The organism is Caulobacter flavus, assembly GCF_003722335.1.
Lineage (GTDB): Bacteria > Pseudomonadota > Alphaproteobacteria > Caulobacterales > Caulobacteraceae > Caulobacter > Caulobacter flavus.
The window spans coordinates 4381795-4400503 of the sequence record NZ_CP026100.1 but is presented as its reverse complement, the minus strand read 5'-3'; the positions used below and the strand labels follow the sequence as shown (position 1 = coordinate 4400503).

Sequence of the window (18709 nt, the reverse complement as noted above, 5' to 3'; positions counted from 1 at the left end):
GCGATGGACAAGGCGCTGCTCGTGCAATTGCTGGGCTCGGCTGCGGCCGTGGCCCTGCTGGTGGGCCTGTCGGCCTGGGCGCGGATCGCTCGGCCCACGGCGTCGCTGGACGAAGCCGCGGCGCGGGAACTGCTGGCGCAGGAGTTTCCCGACCACGCGATCGAGGCGATCTGGATCGCCGGCGACGGCGGCGCCGTGATCGCGCGGGCCGCAGATGCGGCCCTGGTGCTCTGGCGCAAGGGCGACGGCTACGTGGCCCGTTCGGCGGCCTGGCGCGACGTCGTGGCGACCGGGGCGTCCGAAGGATGCGTGCGGCTTGCCGCCGTCGAAGGCGCGCCGCGTCTGCGTCTGGGCGATCGGATCTGGCCGCCGGCGGAGGCGGCCGCATGAAGCCCGCGTTCGATCCGGTTCAGATGGCCATCCCATTCTTCGTGGTCGCCATCGTGCTCGAGGTGCTGCTCGCCCGCTTCGGCAAGGCGCGGGCCAACTACGAGCCCCGCGACGCGGCGACCTCGCTGATGATGGGGCTGGGCAGCACCATCGCCGGCCTGCTGACCGGCGGCGCGGTGTTCGCCGCCAGCCTGTGGGTCTACGAGCACCGGCTTTTCACCATTCCGATGACGGCGGTCTGGGCCTGGGTCGTGCTCTTCTTCGCCGAGGACCTGACCTACTACTGGTTCCATCGCCTGAGCCACGAGCGCCGGTTCTGGTGGGCCAGCCACGTCAATCACCACAGCTCGACGCACTACAACCTGACCACCGCGCTGCGACAGACCTGGACCGGCGGCGTGGCGGGGACATGGCTGCTGTGGCTGCCGCTGTCCTTCCTGGGCTTCCCGCCGGCCATGGTGGCGATCCAGAAGGGGATCAGCCTCGTCTACCAGTTCTGGATCCATACCGAGGCCGTGCGCCGCATGCCGGCCTGGTTCGAGGCGGTGTTCAACACGCCTTCGCACCATCGGGTGCACCACGCCCGCAACCCGCGCTATCTCGACGCCAACTACGCCGGGATACTGATCATCTGGGACAGGCTGTTCGGCACCTTCATCCCCGAGGACGACGCCGAGCCGTGCCGCTACGGGATCGTGCGGAACCTGCCGAACTTCAATCTCTTCGCCAACGTGTTCCACGAGTGGGTCGGCATCGGGAAGGATCTGACGGCGTCGCGGTCTCCGCGCGAGGTGCTCGGCTATCTGTTCGGTCCGCCCGGCTGGAGCCCCGACGGTTCTCGCGAGACCTCGCATACGCTGAAGGCGAAGTGGCGGGCGCGGGAGGACGGGAAGGGCAATGGGGGCGTGGACGCCCTCCAACCGTAAAACCCCCGCTTTCGTGAGGGTTTTACGGGGAATGGGTCCGGCCGGGTGGGGAGAAGGTCGCTACTTGGCCTTCGCCAGCTCCACCGCGTAGACGTGGTTGGCGCCGTGCATGTTCGAACGGAACACCAGCCACTTGCCGTCGGGCGTGAAGTTGACGTTCGGCTCCAGGCGGTAGTCGTGGCCGCTCATGTTGACCAGCTTTTCGGTGTCGATGACGCCGGGGCGGATCAGGTGCTCGGAGTCGGGGGCGTGGATGCCGGCGACGTCGGGAATCCCGCGCGGGTGCATCAGGTACAGCCACTTGCCGTCCGGCGCGTGGGCGACCATCTCGCTGTCGCCCCCGTCGCCGGCGAACAGCTTGCCGTCCGGGCTGGAGTTGAAGTGCACCGACCAGGCGTTGCGCTCGACGTGGTACCAGGCGCGCTTGCCGGTGGCGATCTCGTAGCCGGCGACCCAGAAGTCTTCGCCGCGCGGCGTCTGCAGGTCATACCAGACGGTCTTGCCGTCCGCGCTGAACCATTCGTGCCCGGCGATCTCCATGTTCATGGTGCGGGTGTGGATCTTCACCGGTTTGGCGTCGGGCTGGTCGGTCCGCAGCAGCCAGAGGCGGTCGACCTTGTGCCAGGGACCCTCGTGGCAGAACATCAGCAGGTTGGGGTCGGTCGGCGAGAACTGCAGGTGGTTCAGCCAGTCGGTCGCCGTGTGCACCACGCGCTTTTCGCCGGTGCGGGTGTCGATGACGAACATCTCCATCGGAATCTTCGACTCGAGCCGCTCGTTGAGCCGCACTTCCTTGGCCTCGGCGAAGCTCAGCGGCTTGCCATCGGGGCCGTTGGCCGCGTAGTCGGCCTGGTCGAAGCGGTTGTCGCGCTTGAGCATGCCGTCGGGGCGGGTCTCGATCTCGGGCTTGGTCACCACCACTCCGCCGAGCAGGGTCTCGTCGGCGTTGATCGTCTGGATGTCGCCGCGGTCGAACTTGGCGACCACGCGGACCTTCCTGCTGTCGATGTCGACGGCCTTGACCACGCGGGTCTTGCCCTCGGTGACGATGTAGTAGGCCGAGCGCGTCTTGCGGCCGACGAACAGGAACTTGCCGTCTTCCTCGACCAGCGGCACCAGCTTGCGGGTGGCCAGGTCAACCGTGCTGAGCCCCTTGGGCGTGGCGATGACCAGCTTGTCGCCCTGCGGCGTGTAGCCGTTGTAGTTGAAGTAGAGGCTGCTCGAGCCCGGCTCGTCGGACAGGCGCACGACGCGATGGCCGGTGTCCTTGTCGACCCATTCGCGCGGCGGGGCGGCCGCCGGCGCGGCCGGCGCCTGGGCGAAGGCGGGGAGGGCGACGGCGAAGGCGGTCGCCAGGCCGATCAGCACGTTTCTCATGGCTTCACCTTCACGGCGACGACGTTCGGACGCGGGGGATTCTTCATGCCGTGCCCCAGGTAGAAGCTGGTGTGCGGCGGCTGGTTGTAGGCGGTGTTCTGCCAGGCGATGCCGGCGCGATAGACCGGGTCGTGCATCAGGGTGACCAGGCGGCGATCCGTCGGATAGGGCGTGACGTAGATGCGCAGGAAGGTGTTGTCCTCCGAGCGCAGGATCACTTCCTCGCGCCAGTCGCCCAGGATGTCGGCCGATAGGGTCGGGGTGGCCTTGGTGCCGTTGTTGGAGGTCATGCCCTCGGCGTTCAGCAGCACCTTGCTCTCGCCCTTCAGCCAGTCCCACTTGAAGATCTTGTTGCGGTCGAGCAGTTCGCGCAGTTCGTCGCCGTCCCACCAGACGCCGAAGTTCATCTGCGGCGGATGCTTCACGCCTTCGATGGGCTTGCCCTTGACGGTGTAGAGCGTGCTGGAGTTGCTGGCCCAGGCCTCGGCGCCCGGGAAGCGCGGGTCGATGTCGAAGGCCACGCCGCGGCCGGTGTCGCTTTCGGTCGGCGTGGTCCACAGCACCTCGCCGGTCTTGGCGTCGACCATGGCCGAGCCGATGCCGGCGTTGGCCTTCGGGCTCTCATTGACGCCGAAGCGCTCCAGGCCCGGACGGTCCGGATCCAGGTCGCCCAGGTGCAGAGCGTCGCCGTGATAGAGCTTGGCGGTCCACAGCGGCTTGCCGTCGGCGTCGATGGCCATCGAGCCGTAGACGATCTCGTCGCGACCGTCGCCGTTGACGTCGGCGACCGACAGCTGGTGGTTGCCCTGGCCGCCGAAGCCTTCCGGCACGCCCGGCGCGGCGCTGTCGAACAGCCAGCGTTGGGTGATCTTGCCGTTCCTGAAGTCCCAGGCGCTGACCGTGGTGCGGGCGTAGTAGCCGCGGCCCATGATGATGCTGGGATGCTGGCCGTCCAGATAGGCCGTGCCGGCCAGGAAGCGGTCCGAACGGTTTGCGTAGCCGTCGCCCCAGAGCTTGGTCATCTGCTCGGTGGTCGGCGCGTCGGTGGTCGGGTCACGCGGGGCGGAGAAGGGAACCGAATCCACGGCCGCGCCGGTGCGGCCGTCGAACACGGTCAGGAACTCGGGTCCCTTGAGGATGCGGCCCGTGGTCTTGGCCACCTTCGTGCCGTCGGGCTTGATCTCGGCGCCGGTTCTGTCGTTCGTCGGCCGCTCTTCAGGGCCGCTGCGCCAGTCGGCGTTGGGATCGCCCAGCACCTTGCCCGTGCCGTCGATAGTGCCGTCGGAGGTGCGCACGGCGATCTCGGCGCGGCCGTCGCCGTCAAAGTCGAAGACCTGGAACTGGGTGTAGTGGGCGCCGGCGCGGATGTTGCGGCCAAGGTCGATGCGCCAAAGACGCTTGCCGTCCAGGGTGTAGGCGTCGAGCAGTACGGGGCCGGTGTAGCCGGAGAAGGCGTTGTCCTTGGAGTTGGTCGGATCCCACTTGAGGACGATCTCGTAGCGGCCGTCGCCGTCCAGATCGCCGACGCTGGCGTCGTTGGCCGTGTACTCGTAGGCCTGCCCGTCCGGCGTGACGCCGCCCGGCGGCTTCTGCAGCGGGATCGTCAGGAAGCCGTCCTTCAGCGCGGTGGTCTCGGCTTCGACCGAGCCCTCCTTGCCCTTGGTCACGGCCTTGAGCGTGTAGCGCGAGCCGGCGACGCCGGTCTTGTCGACGAAGTTGGTGGCGAAGGCGAGCGGCTTGGCGTTCAGCTTCTTGCCGTCGCGATAGAGGTTGAAGGCCAGGCCGAGGGCGTCTTCGCCCGTGTAGCGCCACGAGACCAGCACGCCGCCGTCGATGGCGGGGGCGGCGACCAGGCCGCGATCCAGATGCTCGACCTGGCGCGGGGCGGCGAGGGCGGGCAGGGCCAGCAGCGAAACGGCGGCCGAGGCCAGCATGGCGGCCTTGTAAAGGCGAAGAGACATTGGGCTTCCCCCCGAGGGATTATGCGCGTTGTTGCCCCGATCTTCGCACGCCGACCGAAAGTCGCAACAAGTTTCCCATAAATTGCAGTGTTGTTTCATATAATGAAACTTTGGCTTTTCGGGTTGAGTCCGGCGGCGAATTTCGCTTCGCGGTTTGGCGCATGCGGGGCAGGGTGCCGGCCGGACAGTTTTTCTACGGGGCTCGCCTGGGAAAACTCAATTGACCCCATCGGCGCAGTGGAGATTTAAGCGCTCCAACTCGGCGCTGCTTCGGCCTCGAGGCGCTGCACGCGCGTATGTTCACCAGAGGCCGCGAGCCGCAGCCGCAACCAGGACGACGATCAGGGCATGACCGCCGACTCCCTTGCCGCGCAACGACCCGCCGCGGCGCGCCGTCCGCTGTTCCGCCGCCGATCGGCGATCCCGGGCTTCGGCCTGACCCTGGGCATGACGCTTTCGATCCTGTCGCTGGTGGTGCTGATCCCGCTGTCGGCCGTGGCGTTGAAGGCGGCCGAACTGTCGCCGTCCGAGTTCGTCGCCGCCGCCTTTTCCGAACGCGCCCTGGCCGCCTATCGCCTGACCTTCGGCGCGGCGCTGGTGGCGGCGATCGCCAACGGCGTCTTCGGCGTGCTGACCACCTGGGCGCTGGTCCGCTACGAGTTTCCGGGCAAGACGATCATCAACGCCCTGGTCGACCTGCCGTTCGCCCTGCCCACGGCCGTGGCGGGCATCGCCCTGGCCACCCTCTACGCCCCCAACGGCTGGATCGGGCAGTTCCTGACGCCTCTGGGCATCAAGGCCGCCTACAACCCAGTCGGTGTCACCATCGCCCTGATCTTCATCGGCCTGCCGTTCGTGGTCCGCACGATCGAGCCGGTGATGCGCGACCTGTCGGCCGACGTCGAGGAGGCCTCGGCCAGCCTGGGCGCGGGCCGCCTGCAGACCATCTGGCGGGTGATCCTGCCTGCCCTGGGCCCGGCCTGGCTGACCGGCTTCGCCATGGCCTTCGCCAGAGGGGTGGGCGAGTACGGCTCGGTGATCTTCATCGCCGGCAACATGCCCTACAAGTCCGAGATCGCTCCGCTGCTGATCATCATCCAGCTGGAGCAGTTCCAGTACGCCCAGGCCGCCTCGATCGCGGTGGTGATGCTGGTGGTCTCGTTCCTGATGCTGTTCGTCATCAACGCCATCCAGGCCTTTTCGCGGAGGTTCGTCTGATGGCCCGCGCCCGTCACCCCACCGAGGATCCGACCTGGGTCAAGGCGCTGGTCATCGGCGTGGTCATGGTCTTCCTGGCGCTGGTGCTGATCCTGCCGCTGGTCGCCGTGTTCGCCGAGGCCCTCCGCAAGGGCGTGCAGGCCGCGGTCGAGGCCGTGCTGCACGAGGACGCCCTGGCGGCGGTCAAGCTGACCCTGCTGACGGCCGCGATCGCCGTGCCGTTCAACGCCATCTTCGGCCTCTGCGCCTCGTGGGCCGTGGCCAAGCACGACTTTCCGGGCAAGTCCTTCCTGATCACCCTGATCGACCTGCCGTTCTCGGTCTCGCCGGTCGTCGCGGGCCTGATCTACGTGCTGGTGTTCGGCATGCAGGGCTGGCTGGGCGAATGGCTGCTCGACAACGACCTGAAGGTCATCTTCGCCGTGCCGGGCATCGTGCTGGCCACGGTGTTCGTGACCTTCCCGTTCGTCGCCCGCGAACTGATCCCGCTGATGCAGGAACAGGGAACCAGCGAGGAGGAGGCCGCGATCTCGATGGGGGCCTCGGGCCTCTACACCTTCTGGCGGGTCACCACGCCCAACGTGCGCTGGGGCCTGCTGTACGGCGTGCTGCTGTGCAACGCCCGGGCCATGGGCGAGTTCGGCGCCGTGTCGGTGGTCAGCGGCCACATCCGCGGCCTGACCAACACCATGCCGCTGCATGTCGAGATCCTCTACAACGAGTACGACTTCGTGGGGGCGTTCGCGGTTGCGGCCCTGCTGTGCCTGCTCGCCATCGTCACCCTCGTGCTGAAGACCGCCCTCGAAGTCGCCCAGCCGGCCGTTCGCGGCCGCGGCGGACACTAAACGGAACGCGAAGACGCCATGACCATCTCCATCCGTTCCGTCCAGAAGCAGTTCGGCCGCTATCCGGCGCTGAACAATGTCGATCTCGAGATCGCCGACGGCGAACTGCTGGCGCTGCTGGGGCCTTCGGGCTCGGGCAAGACCACGCTGCTGCGCGCCATCGCCGGCCTGGAGTTCCCCGACGCCGGCCAAGTGCTGTTCCACGACAAGGACGTCACCTACGCCTCGGCCGCCGCCCGCCGGGTGGGCTTTGTCTTCCAGCAGTACGCGCTGTTCAAGCACATGACCGTGGCCAAGAATATCGCGTTCGGCCTCGACGTGCGGAAGGGCAAGGACAAGCCGCCGAAGGCCGAGATCGCCAGGCGCGTCGACGAATTGCTGAAGCTGGTCGAGCTGGACGGCCTGGGCGGCCGCTATCCCTCGCAGCTGTCGGGCGGACAACGTCAACGGGTAGCCCTGTCGCGCGCCCTGGCCGTGCAGCCCAGCGTGCTGCTGCTGGACGAGCCGTTCGGCGCCCTGGACGCCACCGTCCGCAAGTCCCTGCGCAAGGAACTCCGTCGCGTGCACGACGCCACCGGCGTGACCACCATCTTCGTCACCCACGACCAGGAAGAGGCCCTGGAGCTGGCCGATCGCGTCGCCATCCTCAACAAGGGCCAGATCGAGCAGATCGGCAGCCCGCGCGAGGTGCACGACAATCCCGCCTCGGCCTTCGTCTGCGGCTTCGTCGGCGAATCCAACCGCTTCGAAGGCAAGGTCGCGGGCGGCAAGTTCACGGCCGGTCCGCTGGTTCTGCCGGCCTTGGACCTCGCCGACGGGGCGGGCGTGGGCTTCGTGCGGCCGCATGACTTCGTACTCGCCGACCATGGCGTCGAGGCCAGGGTCGAGCGCGTAAACGCCCAAGGCGCGCTGGCTCGCGTCGACGCGGTGCTGGCCGACGGGACCCGCGTCGAAGTCGCCGCCTCGCGCGCCGACGCCGATCTTTTTACCGGCTCGGTGAAGCTGGCCGTAGGCAAGAGCCACGTCTACGCGGCCTGAGCACCGGCAAGATTAAATCGCGGCAATTTCTGGGCGCTCCGATTGAAGGAGTGACTTTCCCTGCCTAGCTATTGAATATCGCCGGTCCATGAGGGCTGAGGGGATGTTGGGGAAAGCTGTCGCACTTCTTACGATCTGGGTGGTCCTGGCGGTCGTCCTGGTTCGCGTCGTCGTGGGCCCTTTGTGGGGCTCGGGCACGGACCTGGGACTGATCGCGGCGCCGCTCGCCTTCGCGCTCGGCGCGGCCGGGCTGATCTTCCTGGCCTCGCAGTTCATCGCCATCGCGACCCGCCCGTCGACCGCTTCAAAACGCGCGCCCAAGGGGCGCTAGGGGAAATTCCATGGCTATTCATTCGCCGCTGAACAGGGGCGCGATCCTGCTCGTCACCACGGCTGGCGCCGTGCTGCTGCTCGGGTCGTGTTCGGTGATCTCGCAGGGCACGACGGTCGAGCCCGGCAATGTGGGGGTCAAGATCAAGACCCTGGGCTCTGGCGCCGGCGTCGCGCCCGAGGCGCTGCCAGCGCGCTGGTACTTCCGGGGGATCGGCGAGAAGATCGTCCAGTTCCCGGTCATCCAGCGCACCTACAGCTACACGCGCGACCGTGACGAACGCGGCAACGAGAACGAGGAGCTGTCGTTCAGCGACAACACCGGCCTGCCGATGACGGCCGACGTGTCGGTGACGCTGCAGGTCAATCCGGCCTCGGCGCCGATGCTGTACCAGACCTACCGCCTGACCTTCGACCAGTTGCTCGACGGCCCGATCCGCAACGACGTGCGTTCGGCGATCGCCGCCGAAACCGAGAAGGTCTCGGTCGAGACGCTGTACAGCGGCGGCCGCCAGATGGTGGTGCAGAAGGCCCTGGCGCGGGTGTCCAACAAGTGGGCGCGCCATGGGGTGGCCGTGTCGCAGATGGATTGGATCGGCTCGATCCGCTATCCGAGCGCCGTGGTCGACCGCATGCAGGAGAAGACCAAGCTGGAACAGGAGGCCCTGGCGGCCAAGGCGCTGGAGGCCAAGGAAACCGCCCTGGCCAACGCCGCCATCGCCAAGGCGCGCGGCGAGGCCGAGGCGATCCGCATCAAGGGCGAGGCCATCCGCGCCAATCCCCAGGTCCTGCAGCAGCAGGCCATCGAGAAGTGGAACGGCGAACTGCCCAAGGTCACCAGCGGCGCCACGCCGTTCGTGAAGATCGACTGACGCGAGGGGGGCTGAGCCTACTGCTGTTGTTGCTGCTGCTGCTGCTGGCGCTGCTGGTCCTGGTGGACGGCGGCGGCGTCGCCGCGGCGGCGGGCCCCGAACGAGGCCGGCTTGGCCAGGCGCAGGAATTCCGGTTCGGCCAGCGCCGCGCGAGCCCGCCGCACCGTCACCCCGACCGCCAGATGGCTCTCGGCGTCGCCCTTGTAGACCCCGCGCGACGGCGTGACGTCGGCGTAGTCGCGACCCGCGGCCACGGCCACGTGACGCTCGCCGGTCAGGCAGTTGTTGGTCGGGTCGAAGCCCACCCAGCGCAGGCTGGGCAGGAACACCTCGATCCAGGCGTGGGTGGCGTCCGGATCCGACCGGTCGCCGGCCTCGCGGTCGGTGAACAGGTAGCCCGACACGTAGCGCGCCGGCAGGCCCCAGTTGCGGCAAATGGCCAGCATGATGTGGGCGAAGTCCTGGCAGACGCCGCTGCCGGCCTCCAGGGCCAGGTCGATGGGGCTGTCGGCGTCGGTGACGCCGGGCTGGTACCCGAACGACTGGTAGAGGGTCTCGTTCAGGCGCCGCAGGGCGGTCAGCGGGTCCTGGCGGCGCAGGGCCTCCAGGTCGTGCTGGGCGATGAAGGCCTGAAGGCGCTCGGTCGTCTGAACGAAGCCGTGCGGCCGCAGGAAGTCGAAGCACTCCCCGCGCACGAACTCGCTGCGCAGGCGGTCCCATTCGCCGGTGTCGAGCCTGTCGGGCAGTTCGGCGGCGTGCTCGGTCTCGACCGCCGAGCGGGCGATGATGGTCAGCCGGTCGTGCGGGTGCGGGACGTCGAAGTGATAGACCGCGTTGCCGAAACTGTCGGGATAGGAGAACAGCTGGGCGGCCGGATCGACGTCCAGCTCGAAGCTGACCAGCCGCTGGCGCGCGCCCTTCTGGGGCTGCATCCACAGCTCCATCAGGCTTTCGCGGACCGGCCGCTCGTAGTGGTACTGGGTGACGTGGCGGATTTCGAGCAGCATGGTCAGGCCGGCAGTCGGAGTTCGAGGGGGTAGGCGACGAAGGTCTCGTAGATCGCGTCGTGGATGCGTGCGCACTCGTTGACGACGGTGGTCAGCAGCGCGCCGGCGCCGATCGTCTCGAGCTCGTCGACGTCGGCATATTGCAGGCGCGCCTTCAGCTTGCCGGCCAGCCGCTCGGGGGCCGCGCGGCCGGCCGCCTCGACGTGGCGGGCCAGGGCCGTCAGGTGCTCTTCGATGCGCGAGGTGGCGAAGCGGATCGAACGCGGGAAGTCCTCGTCGAAGACCAGGAACTCCAGGATGTGCCGCGGCTCGATCTCGGCGGTGTAGACCCGCAGGTAAGGTTCGAGCGCGCAGGCCATGCGCAGCAGGCTGACCAGCGCCAGGTGGTCGTGGATTTCGCGGCTGGGGGCCTGGGCGAAGCACACCTCCAGCAGGCTGGACACCAACTGGGCCCGTTCCAGGTACATGCCCAGCATCATGAACCGCCAGCTTTCGCCGTGGCTCATGGTGGCGTCGGCCGCGCCCTTGAACAGGTGCACGTCGGCGATCACGTCGTGCAGATAGGACACCGAATTGTCGGCGAACTCGGCCTCGGCGCCCGGATCGGTGACGCGCAGATAGAGCACGTTCAGCCGCTCCCACGTCTCGGTGGTGATCTGGTCGCGCACCTGGCGGGCGTTCTCGCGGGCCATGGTCAGGGACGAGACCACCGAGTTGGGGTCGGAGCGGTCGAGCACCAGGGCGCGGGCGGCCTCGAACGGCGAGACCTTGCCGGCCCCGTCGTCGCCGACGGCCGACAGGGCGATCCACACCGCCTGCATGCCGGAATCGGTCTGGTCCAGCGTGGCGTTCAGCATCACGCTGGACAGGCGCGAAAGGTGTTCGGCGCGCTCGATGTAGCGGCCCAGCCAGTAGAGGCTGTCGGCGACCCGAGCGAGCATCATTGGCCGGCTCCCTTGTGAGCGTGGCCGTTGCCGTTGTGGTGGCCGTTCTCCTCGGCCAGCACCCAGGTGTCTTTCGAGCCGCCGCCCTGGCTGGAGTTCACCACCAGCGAGCCGCGCTTCAGGGCCACGCGGGTGAGGGCGCCGGGCGTCACGATGGTCTTCTCGCCCGACAGGATGAACGGGCGCAGGTCGACGTGGCGCGGCTCGATGCGGCCGTCCACGAGACATGGCGCGGTCGACAGCTGGATGGTCGGCTGGGCGATGTAGTTGGCCTGATCGGCCTTCAGCGCCTCGGCGAACTCGGCGCGCTCCTGGGCGCTCGCGTGTGGGCCGACCAGCATGCCGTAGCCGCCCGAGGCGCCGACGGCCTTGACCACCAGCTTGTCGAGGTTGTCCAGCACGTGGCTGAGCTGGCTCTTCTCGCGGCAGAGATAGGTTTCGATGTTGGGCAGGATCGGGTCCTCGCCGAGATAGTAGCGGATGATGTCCGGCACGAAGGCGTAGACGGCCTTGTCGTCGGCGACGCCGGTGCCCGGGGCGTTGCAGATCACCACGTTGCCGGCGCGGTAGGCGTTGAACAGCCCCGCGGCGCCCAGCGACGAATCCCGGCGGAAGGTGAGGGGGTCGATGAAGTCGTCGTCGACCCGGCGATAGATCACGTCCACCCGGCGCAGCCCCGTGGTCGTGCGCATGTAGACCATGTTGTCGTGCACCACGAGGTCGCGGCCCTCGACCAGCGGCACGCCCATCAGTCGGGCGAGATAGGCGTGCTCGTAGTAGGCGCTGTTGTAGACGCCAGGCGTCAGCACGACGACCTGCGGGTCCGACCGCCAGTCGGCGCTCATGCTCTTCAGCGTGGCCAGCAGCAGGTCGGGATAGCGCTCGACCGGCCGCACGCCCGCCTCGCGGTAGGTGCCGGGGAAGGTGCGCTTGGCCGCGTCGCGGTTGGCCAGCATGTAGGAGACGCCCGACGGGACGCGCAGGTTGTCCTCGAGCACGGCGAATTCGCCGTCCTGGCCGCGGATCAGGTCGCTGCCGCAGACGTTGGCGTACGACTTGTGGGGTACGTACAGGTTCTGCATCTCGCGCCGGTACGAGGGCGCGCCCAGCACCAGTTCGCGCGGCACCACGCCGTCCATCAGGATCTTCTGTTCGCCGTAGATGTCGGCGAGGAACATGTTCAACGCCTGCAGGCGCTGGGTCAGGCCCGATTCGATGCGGGCCCACTCGGCCGCCGGGATGATTCTCGGGAACAGATCGGTGGGAATGATGCGTTCGGTGGCGCTGCCCGCGCCGTAGACCGTGAAGGTGATGCCCTGCAGCAGGAACGAGCGTTCCAGGGTCTTCTGCCGGTCGGCGAGGGCCGAGGCGCCTAGTGTCGCCATCCGCGACTGCAGCGGCGCGTAGTGGGCCCGCACGTCGCCGCCGGCGGCGAACATCTCGTCGTACGCCACGCCTGGCAGATAGGCCGCGCCCGTCATCGGCAGGGTTGGGGCCTCGTCCAGGCTCTGTATTTTCGCCGCCACGCCGGTGTCCACTTTGATTATCCGTCTCTTGGACCCGCGCCGAAGCGGCGCCGGTCGATGGAAACCTAGAACGCCCGCAAAAGGTTCGCGGCGGATTTCGACCTTCGCCCCGCCATCGCGCATGACTGCCTAGCATTTGGGCGCCGATTGCCGGGCCTGAGAAGTCGAGATCGTTCGCTCCCGCAGCATTTCGCCGGGTGACAGCCGTGAAGCGCCCGACTACACGAGGTCTGGGGGCGCTCCGTGCGGGGACTAGGCTTGGTGCGTAAGACGACAGTCCTGGGCTTGGCCGCCGTGATGGCGGCCGTCGCGGCCCAGGCGAATGCGGACGAACCATCGGCGACCATCACAGGCGTCGAGGATCGCGCCCTGCGCGAAGCCATCCAGCGCGCCCTCAGCCAGTCCGACGGTCCGCCGGCCAGCCGTTCCGAGGCTCGCCGCCGCGCCCGCGACGCCGCCGACGACGCCGTCGCCGTGCTGCGCGCCGAGGGCTATTACGCCTATGTCGTCGACCCGGACGTCACCGAGACCGACCCGCCGCGCGGCACGGTGAAGGTCACGCCGGGCCAACTGTTCGTCATCGCCGATCCTCGCATCGACTGGTCGGGCGCTCCGCCCGACGAAGGCGTGCGCGAACGCGCTTTCTCCGTGCTCGGTCTCACCGAGGGCGCGGCCGGCCGGGCCGCGGAGATTCTCGGCGCCGAAGGGCGCGCCGTCGCCCAGGTGCAGAAACTCGGCTACGCCGACGCCATGGCCGATCCGCGCCAGGTGATCGTCGACCACGCCGACCACACCGTCCGTCCGACCTTCGTCATCGCCGCCGGCGACCTGGTTAAGGTCGACGGCGTGGAGCTGTCGACCAAGGGGCGCACCCGGATCGAATGGCTCAAGCGTCTGGCGCCCTGGAAGGAAGGCGACGTCTACGACCCGGAGGACATCGCCGAACTCGAGCGCCGCCTGCGCGACACGGGCGTCTACGACACCGTGTCGGTGGCCCTGGCGCCGAAGGAAAAGGCCCTGCCCAGCGGCCTGCGCCCGATCCAGGTGACCCTGGCCGACCGCGCCTCGCGCACGCTGGAACTCGGCGCCGGCTATTCGACCAGCGAAGGCCCCGGCGTCGACGCCAAATGGATCCGCTACAACCGCCTGCGGCGCGCCGACACCACGACAATCACGACCCGCGTCGCCAAGCTGGAGAAGAGCCTGGAGGGCTCGGTCGCGCTGCCTCACTGGGGACGGCCGCAGCAGACCCTGAAGCTGACCAGCCGGGTGTTCGCCGACACCACCGACGCCTATGACGAAACCGGCGCGACCTTCAGCGCCGACCTGACGCGTCGACTGCAGACGACCCGCTATCGCACCTACGGCCTGTCGGTCGACCTTTCGCAGACCAAGGAACTGACCACCGCCAACGGCCTGCCGGTGGGGCAGCGCCTTAACCTGGCGACCTTCACGGCGCTCGGCGCCTATGCCTGGGACTATTCGGACAGCATCCTCGATCCCCGGCGCGGCTGGCGGGTCGAGGCGCGGGCCGAGCCGACGGCCATCACCGGCGAGACAAGCCTCGTCTACATCCGCACCCAGGCCCAGGGCTCGGCCTACATCCCGTTCGGCAAGGAGGCCGACACCGTGCTGGCGGGGCGCCTGAAGCTGGGCGCCATGCTGGGCGGGACCATGCCCGAAGTGCCGGCCTCGCGGCGCTTCTATTCGGGCGGCGGTGGTTCGGTGCGCGGCTATTCCTACCAGGCCATCGGTCCGCGCCTTTCCGACAACACCCCGCAAGGCGGCCTGTCGCTGTTCGAGGGGTCGATCGAGCTGCGTCACCGCTTCACCCAGCAATGGGGCGGGGTGGTGTTCATCGACGCCGGCGCCGTGGGCGTCGAACCCACGCCCAACACCCGCGACTTCAGCGTCGGCGCCGGCTTCGGCGTCCGCTACGACCTGGGCTTCGGGCCCATCCGCGCCGACATCGCCTTCCCGCTCGAGAAGCGCGAGGGCGACTCGGCATTCCAGATCTATCTCAGCATCGGGCAGAGCTTTTGACCGACGCCGCGCCGCCGCCCGAACCCGTCGAACAAGCCGCCGAAGCCGTGGCCAAGGTCGCGCGCCGCGTCGGCGGACCAGGCTGGCTGATCATCATCTCGGTGACGCTGGTCGCCATCGTCGCCCTCGTGCTGGGCGTCGTCCGCTATGGCGTGATCACGCCGCAAGGCCGGGCCTTCCTAGAGGCGCGGACCAGCGGACTGAAGCTGGGCCGCATCGGCACGCTGAAGATCGAGGGCCTGTCGGGTGACATCTGGCGCGACTTCGGCGTTCGCCGGCTGACCATATCCGACGAGAAGGGCGTCTGGCTGGAAGGCGCCGACCTGCGCGTCGTCTGGAAGCCGCGCGAGCTGTGGTGGCGGCGCTTCCACGCCGAGCGCATCGAGGCGCGGCAGGTCACCCTGGTGCGGCGGCCCACCCTGGGTCCGAAGGGCAAGTCCGGCGCGGCGCCGATCTCGGCCGATCTCGACGCCTTCAAGCTGCGGCTGGTCACCAGGCCTGCCTTCAGCAATGTCGCCGGCGACTTCGACCTGTCGGGCGCCTACGAGATGGCGCGGATGGGCGGACAGGCGGGCCGGCTTTCGGCCGCCAGCCGGCTGCATCCGGGCGATCACCTGGACCTCGTGTTCGACCTGGGCCGCGACAAGACCCTGCTGCTGACAGCCGTCGGACGCGAGGCCAAGGGGGGCGCGCTGGCCGGGAGCCTGGGCCTGCCGGCCGATCGACCGTTCATGCTCGACGCCAAGGCCAACGGCACCACCGAGGCCGGCGCCTTCACCGTCAAGGCCCAGAGCGGGCAGGAGATTCCGCTTCGCGCCGGCGGCGCGTGGAACGCCCAGGGTGGTTCGGCCAGCGGCCATGTCGATCTGGCGGCGTCCAGCCATACCGATCTCTACGAGCGCATGTTCGGCGCGGCCGTCGATGTCGACCTCGTCGGCCGCAAGGCCGGCGCCATGACCGACCTGTCGCTGAAGCTGCGCGCGCCCAATCTGTCGCTCGACGCCCGCGGACCGGCCGACCTGGCCAAGCGTCGCACCGCGCCCGAGGGCGTGACCTTCTCGGCGGCCGTGAAGGATCTCTCCAAGATCACGCCGATGCCGAAGATGGGCGCGGCCAGGGCCCAGGGCGTCTTCAAGCTGGGCGACGGCGGCTTCTCGGTCGAGGGGCCGGGCGACGTTGCCAACCTCGAACTGTTCGGTTACCGCCTGGCGCGGGCAAGGGGCCCGGTTTTCGTCGGTTGGAACAAGGGCGAGTTGACCATCCGCGCCTCGGCCACGGGCGAGGGCGGAGCGGGCGAAGGGCTGCTGGCCCCCCTGGGTCGCGCGCCCAAGGCCGACTTCGAAGGCGCGCGCCTGAAGGATGGCCGCTTCCTGATCAAGCGCGCCAAGGTGATCGCGCCCAACGTCGTGGTCGAAGGCAAGGGCGAGCGCGGCCTGTTGGGCGGCCTGTCGTTCGACGGAACCGCCAAGGTCGCGTCGCTTGCGCCGATCCGTCCTGGCATGAAGGGCGCGGCGTCGATCAAGTGGTCGGCCAGCCAGGCGCGTGACAAGCCTTGGAACTTCAACGCCGAGGCGCGTGGGGCGGGGTTCGCCAGCGGCCTGGCCGAACTGGATCGCCTGCTCGGCGCCGCGCCGCGCGTGTCGGCGCGGGCAGCCTGGGACAACGGCAAGCTGTCGGTGGCTGATGGCCGCCTCGACGGGGCGGCGGCCCGCGCCAAGGCGTCGGGCGTCATGAACCCGGGCGGCAATCTTGCCTTCAAGCTCGACTGGTCGGCCGAGGGCCCCTTCGGCGCCGGGCCCGTCGAAGTGTCGGGCAAGGCCTCCGGCGACGGCGCGATCACGGGCACGCTGAGCGCGCCGCGCGCCGACCTGCACGCGGCGTTCGACAGCATCGACCTGCCGCGCCTGCCGCTGAAGGACGCCAAGCTGGCCGTGACCTTCGCCAAGCGCGCCGACGGCGCCGACGGCACGGCCGCCCTGGAAGCTACCAGCCAATATGGTCCGGCGCGCGCCAGGACGGCGTTCAGTTTCGCGCCGGGCGGGCTGGAACTGTCCGATCTCGACGTCGACGCCGGGGGGCTCAAGGCCGGCGGCGCCGCCTCGCTGCGTGACGGCCGTCCTGCCACGGCCGACCTGACCGTGGCCGTCGGCCCGGGCGCCTTCCTCGCCCAAGGCTCGGTACGCGGCTCGGTAAAGATCGTCGACGCCGCCGGGGGCCCAACCGCGACGCTCGACCTGGCGGCTCAGGACGTCACCGGCGGCGCCTGGAAGGTCCGCAACGCCGTCATAAAGGCTTCCGGGCCGATGAGCCGGCTGCCGCTGACGCTCGACGCGCGCGGCGAGGGGCCGTCGGGCCGCTGGCGGCTGGGCGGAAGCGGCGTGCTGGCCCAGCAGCCCGACGACTATCTGCTGACCCTCGACGCCAAGGGGCGGATGGCCCGCACCGAGGTTTCCACGCGCGAGGCCGCCCAGATCCGCTTTGGCGGCGAGCGCACCTCCGGGCGGCTACGCCTGAACGTCGGCGACGGCCGGGCCGACCTCGACCTCGACGTCGGCGGCGAGCTGGCCAACCTCCGCGCCGACCTGGTCGGGGTCAGCCTGACGGCGCTCAATCCCGACCTGACCGGCCGCATCGACGCCCGCGTCTCGATGCGCGGCCAGGGCGAGGCCCTGGACGGCGAACTCGACGCCAACCTGTCGGGCGCCCGCGAGCGCGGCGCCAAGGCCGAGCAGTCGCTGGACGCCACCATCCACGGCGACCTGCGCGACAAGCTGATGACCATCCGCGCCAGCGGCAGCAATCCGCAGGGCCTGAAGGCCGAAGCGGACCTGACCCTGCCGACCGAGGCCTCGGCGAAGCCGTTCCGACTGGCCATCGATCGGCGCCGCGCCGTGCAGGGCCGCTTCCTGGCCCAGGGCGAGATCAAGCCGCTGTGGGACCTGCTGATCGGTCCCGAGCGTGGCCTGTCGGGCAAGATCGACGCCGAGGGCTCGCTGGCCGGCACCCTGGCCGATCCGCGCCTGATCGGCCGCGCCTCGCTCGCCGGCGGCCGCTTCGAGGACGGCCAGACCGGCCTGCGCCTGCAGGACGTGGCGATCACCGCCAATCTCGCCGACAACGCCATCGACGTCAGCCAGGCCCAGGCCGGCGACGGTCGCGGCGGGACCGCCTCGGGCGCTGGCCGGATCAGCCTGGCGCGCGACGGCGTGGGCAGCTTCCGCCTGGACATGAAGAACTTCCAGGTCATCGACAACGAACTGGCCAAGGCCCAGGCCACCGGCCAGACGACGATCAACCGCGCCGCCGACGGCAAGGTGAAGCTGTCGGGCGCCCTGACCATCGATCGCGCCGACGTCTCGGCCCAGTCCAAGACCCCGGCCGGCGTCGTCTCCATGGACGTGATCGAGCGCAACCGGCCCCAGGATCTGGTCCAGGGCGTCGAGGTGCAGCCGCGCAAGCCCAACTCCGGCATGGCGCTGGACGTCACTCTGAAGGCTCCGCGCCGGATCTTCGTGAAGGGCAGGGGTCTGGACGTCGAGCTGTCGCTGGACGCCCATGTCGGCGGCACCACGGCCAGCCCGGTGCTGGACGGCGTGGCCCGCCTGGTGCGCGGCGAATACGACTTCGCCGGCAAGCGCTTCGAGTTCGACGACGACGGCGTCGTGCGGCTGGCCACCCAGCTGGACCGCATCCGCCTCGACCTGACCGCGACCCGCGAGGACGACGCCCTGACCGCGATCATCCAGGTCAAGGGCACGGCGGCCAAGCCGGAGATCACCCTGACCTCGAAGCCGGAGCTGCCGCAGGACGAGGTGCTGTCGCAGGTGCTGTTCGGTTCGTCCGCCGCGCAGCTGTCGCCGATCGAGGCGGCCCAGCTGGCCTCGGCCCTGGCCTCGCTGGCGGGCGGCGGCGGTTTCGACGTCATCGGCAACCTGCGCAGCTTCGCGCGCCTGGATCGCCTGGCGTTCGCCGAGAGCAGCACGGGCATGACCGTGGCCGGCGGCAAGTACGTCACCGACGACGTCTATGTGGAGATCATCGGCGGCGGCCGCGAAGGGCCCGCGGCGCAGGTCGAGTGGCGGATCCGCCGGGCCCTGTCGCTGGTCTCGCGCCTCGGCGGCGACGGAGACGCCAAGCTTTCGGTGAAATGGCGAAAGGACTACAGGTAGAGCGCGCCGGGACCCGCTCCTGGGCAAGGCTTTGCGTCGGCGCGCGGTTTCCTCGCTAAAGGA

14 protein-coding genes are annotated in these 18709 nt (G+C 69.2%); 9 read left to right on the top strand and 5 right to left on the bottom strand.

Features of this window, described 5'->3' with window-relative positions; all coding sequences use genetic code 11:
• Positions 1-3 precede the first annotated feature (3 nt).
• Together C1707_RS19975 and C1707_RS19970 are read left to right on the top strand one after the other, a co-directional pair.
• Positions 4-390, top strand: coding sequence for a hypothetical protein (locus tag C1707_RS19975; RefSeq protein ID WP_101715688.1), 387 nt, complete (start codon positions 4-6; stop codon positions 388-390).
• Positions 387-1316, top strand: a complete 930-nt coding sequence (locus C1707_RS19970; protein ID WP_101715687.1) for a sterol desaturase family protein — start codon at positions 387-389, stop codon at positions 1314-1316. The genes C1707_RS19975 and C1707_RS19970 overlap by 4 nt, the downstream gene beginning before the upstream one ends.
• 60 nt (positions 1317-1376) lie before the next feature.
• Here C1707_RS19970 and C1707_RS19965 read toward each other — a convergent pair whose 3' ends face one another.
• Together C1707_RS19965 and C1707_RS19960 are read right to left on the bottom strand one after the other, a co-directional pair.
• Entirely contained in the window at positions 1377-2693 is a 1317-nt protein-coding gene (locus tag C1707_RS19965) for an oligogalacturonate lyase family protein (RefSeq protein ID WP_101715686.1), read from the bottom strand.
• Positions 2690-4654 (bottom strand): rhamnogalacturonan lyase, encoded by a 1965-nt coding sequence (locus C1707_RS19960; protein ID WP_164467414.1) that lies wholly within the window; start codon positions 4652-4654, stop codon positions 2690-2692. The genes C1707_RS19965 and C1707_RS19960 overlap by 4 nt, the downstream gene beginning before the upstream one ends.
• A 348-nt stretch (positions 4655-5002) precedes the next feature.
• On the opposite strand from C1707_RS19960, the gene cysT reads away from it, so the two are divergent.
• The 5 genes from cysT (at position 5003) to C1707_RS19935 (ending at position 8957) form a co-directional block, all read left to right on the top strand.
• Positions 5003-5872 (top strand): sulfate ABC transporter permease subunit CysT, encoded by an 870-nt coding sequence (gene cysT, locus C1707_RS19955; protein ID WP_101715685.1) that lies wholly within the window; start codon positions 5003-5005, stop codon positions 5870-5872.
• Positions 5872-6717, top strand: coding sequence for a sulfate ABC transporter permease subunit CysW (gene cysW, locus C1707_RS19950; RefSeq protein WP_101715684.1), 846 nt, complete (start codon positions 5872-5874; stop codon positions 6715-6717). The genes cysT and cysW overlap by 1 nt, the downstream gene beginning before the upstream one ends.
• An 18-nt stretch (positions 6718-6735) precedes the next feature.
• Positions 6736-7755, top strand: coding sequence for a sulfate/molybdate ABC transporter ATP-binding protein (locus C1707_RS19945; RefSeq protein ID WP_101715683.1), 1020 nt, complete (start codon positions 6736-6738; stop codon positions 7753-7755).
• Between the two features lie 139 nt (positions 7756-7894).
• Complete coding sequence (locus C1707_RS19940; RefSeq protein ID WP_101715682.1) at positions 7895-8086, top strand: hypothetical protein; 192 nt, start codon at positions 7895-7897, stop codon at positions 8084-8086.
• A 10-nt stretch (positions 8087-8096) separates the two neighbouring features.
• The gene (locus C1707_RS19935) at positions 8097-8957 is read left to right on the top strand and encodes an SPFH domain-containing protein (RefSeq protein WP_101715681.1); all 861 of its coding nucleotides are present in this window, start codon (positions 8097-8099) and stop codon (positions 8955-8957) included.
• 17 nt (positions 8958-8974) lie between these two features.
• Here the strand turns inward: C1707_RS19935 and C1707_RS19930 are convergent, their stop codons facing one another.
• Genes C1707_RS19930 through C1707_RS19920 form a run of 3 tightly spaced genes read right to left on the bottom strand, consistent with a single transcriptional unit; the run spans position 8975 to position 12434 of the window.
• On the bottom strand, positions 8975-9964 hold the full coding sequence (locus tag C1707_RS19930) for a transglutaminase family protein (RefSeq protein ID WP_101715680.1): 990 nt from the start codon (positions 9962-9964) through the stop codon (positions 8975-8977).
• Positions 9965-9966: 2 nt separating this feature from the next.
• A complete protein-coding gene (locus tag C1707_RS19925; protein WP_101715679.1) occupies positions 9967-10908 on the bottom strand; it encodes an alpha-E domain-containing protein in 942 nt (313 codons plus the stop codon).
• Complete coding sequence (locus C1707_RS19920) at positions 10905-12434, bottom strand: circularly permuted type 2 ATP-grasp protein (RefSeq protein ID WP_101715762.1); 1530 nt, start codon at positions 12432-12434, stop codon at positions 10905-10907. Before C1707_RS19920 ends, C1707_RS19925 begins: the two co-directional genes overlap by 4 nt.
• A gap of 261 nt (positions 12435-12695) precedes the next feature.
• Between C1707_RS19920 and C1707_RS19915 the strand changes: the two genes are divergently transcribed.
• Positions 12696-14477, top strand: a complete 1782-nt coding sequence (locus C1707_RS19915) for an autotransporter assembly complex protein TamA (protein ID WP_476695749.1) — start codon at positions 12696-12698, stop codon at positions 14475-14477.
• On the top strand, positions 14474-18646 hold the full coding sequence (locus C1707_RS19910; protein ID WP_101715678.1) for a translocation/assembly module TamB domain-containing protein: 4173 nt from the start codon (positions 14474-14476) through the stop codon (positions 18644-18646). The genes C1707_RS19915 and C1707_RS19910 overlap by 4 nt, the downstream gene beginning before the upstream one ends.
• Positions 18647-18709: the final 63 nt, after the last annotated feature.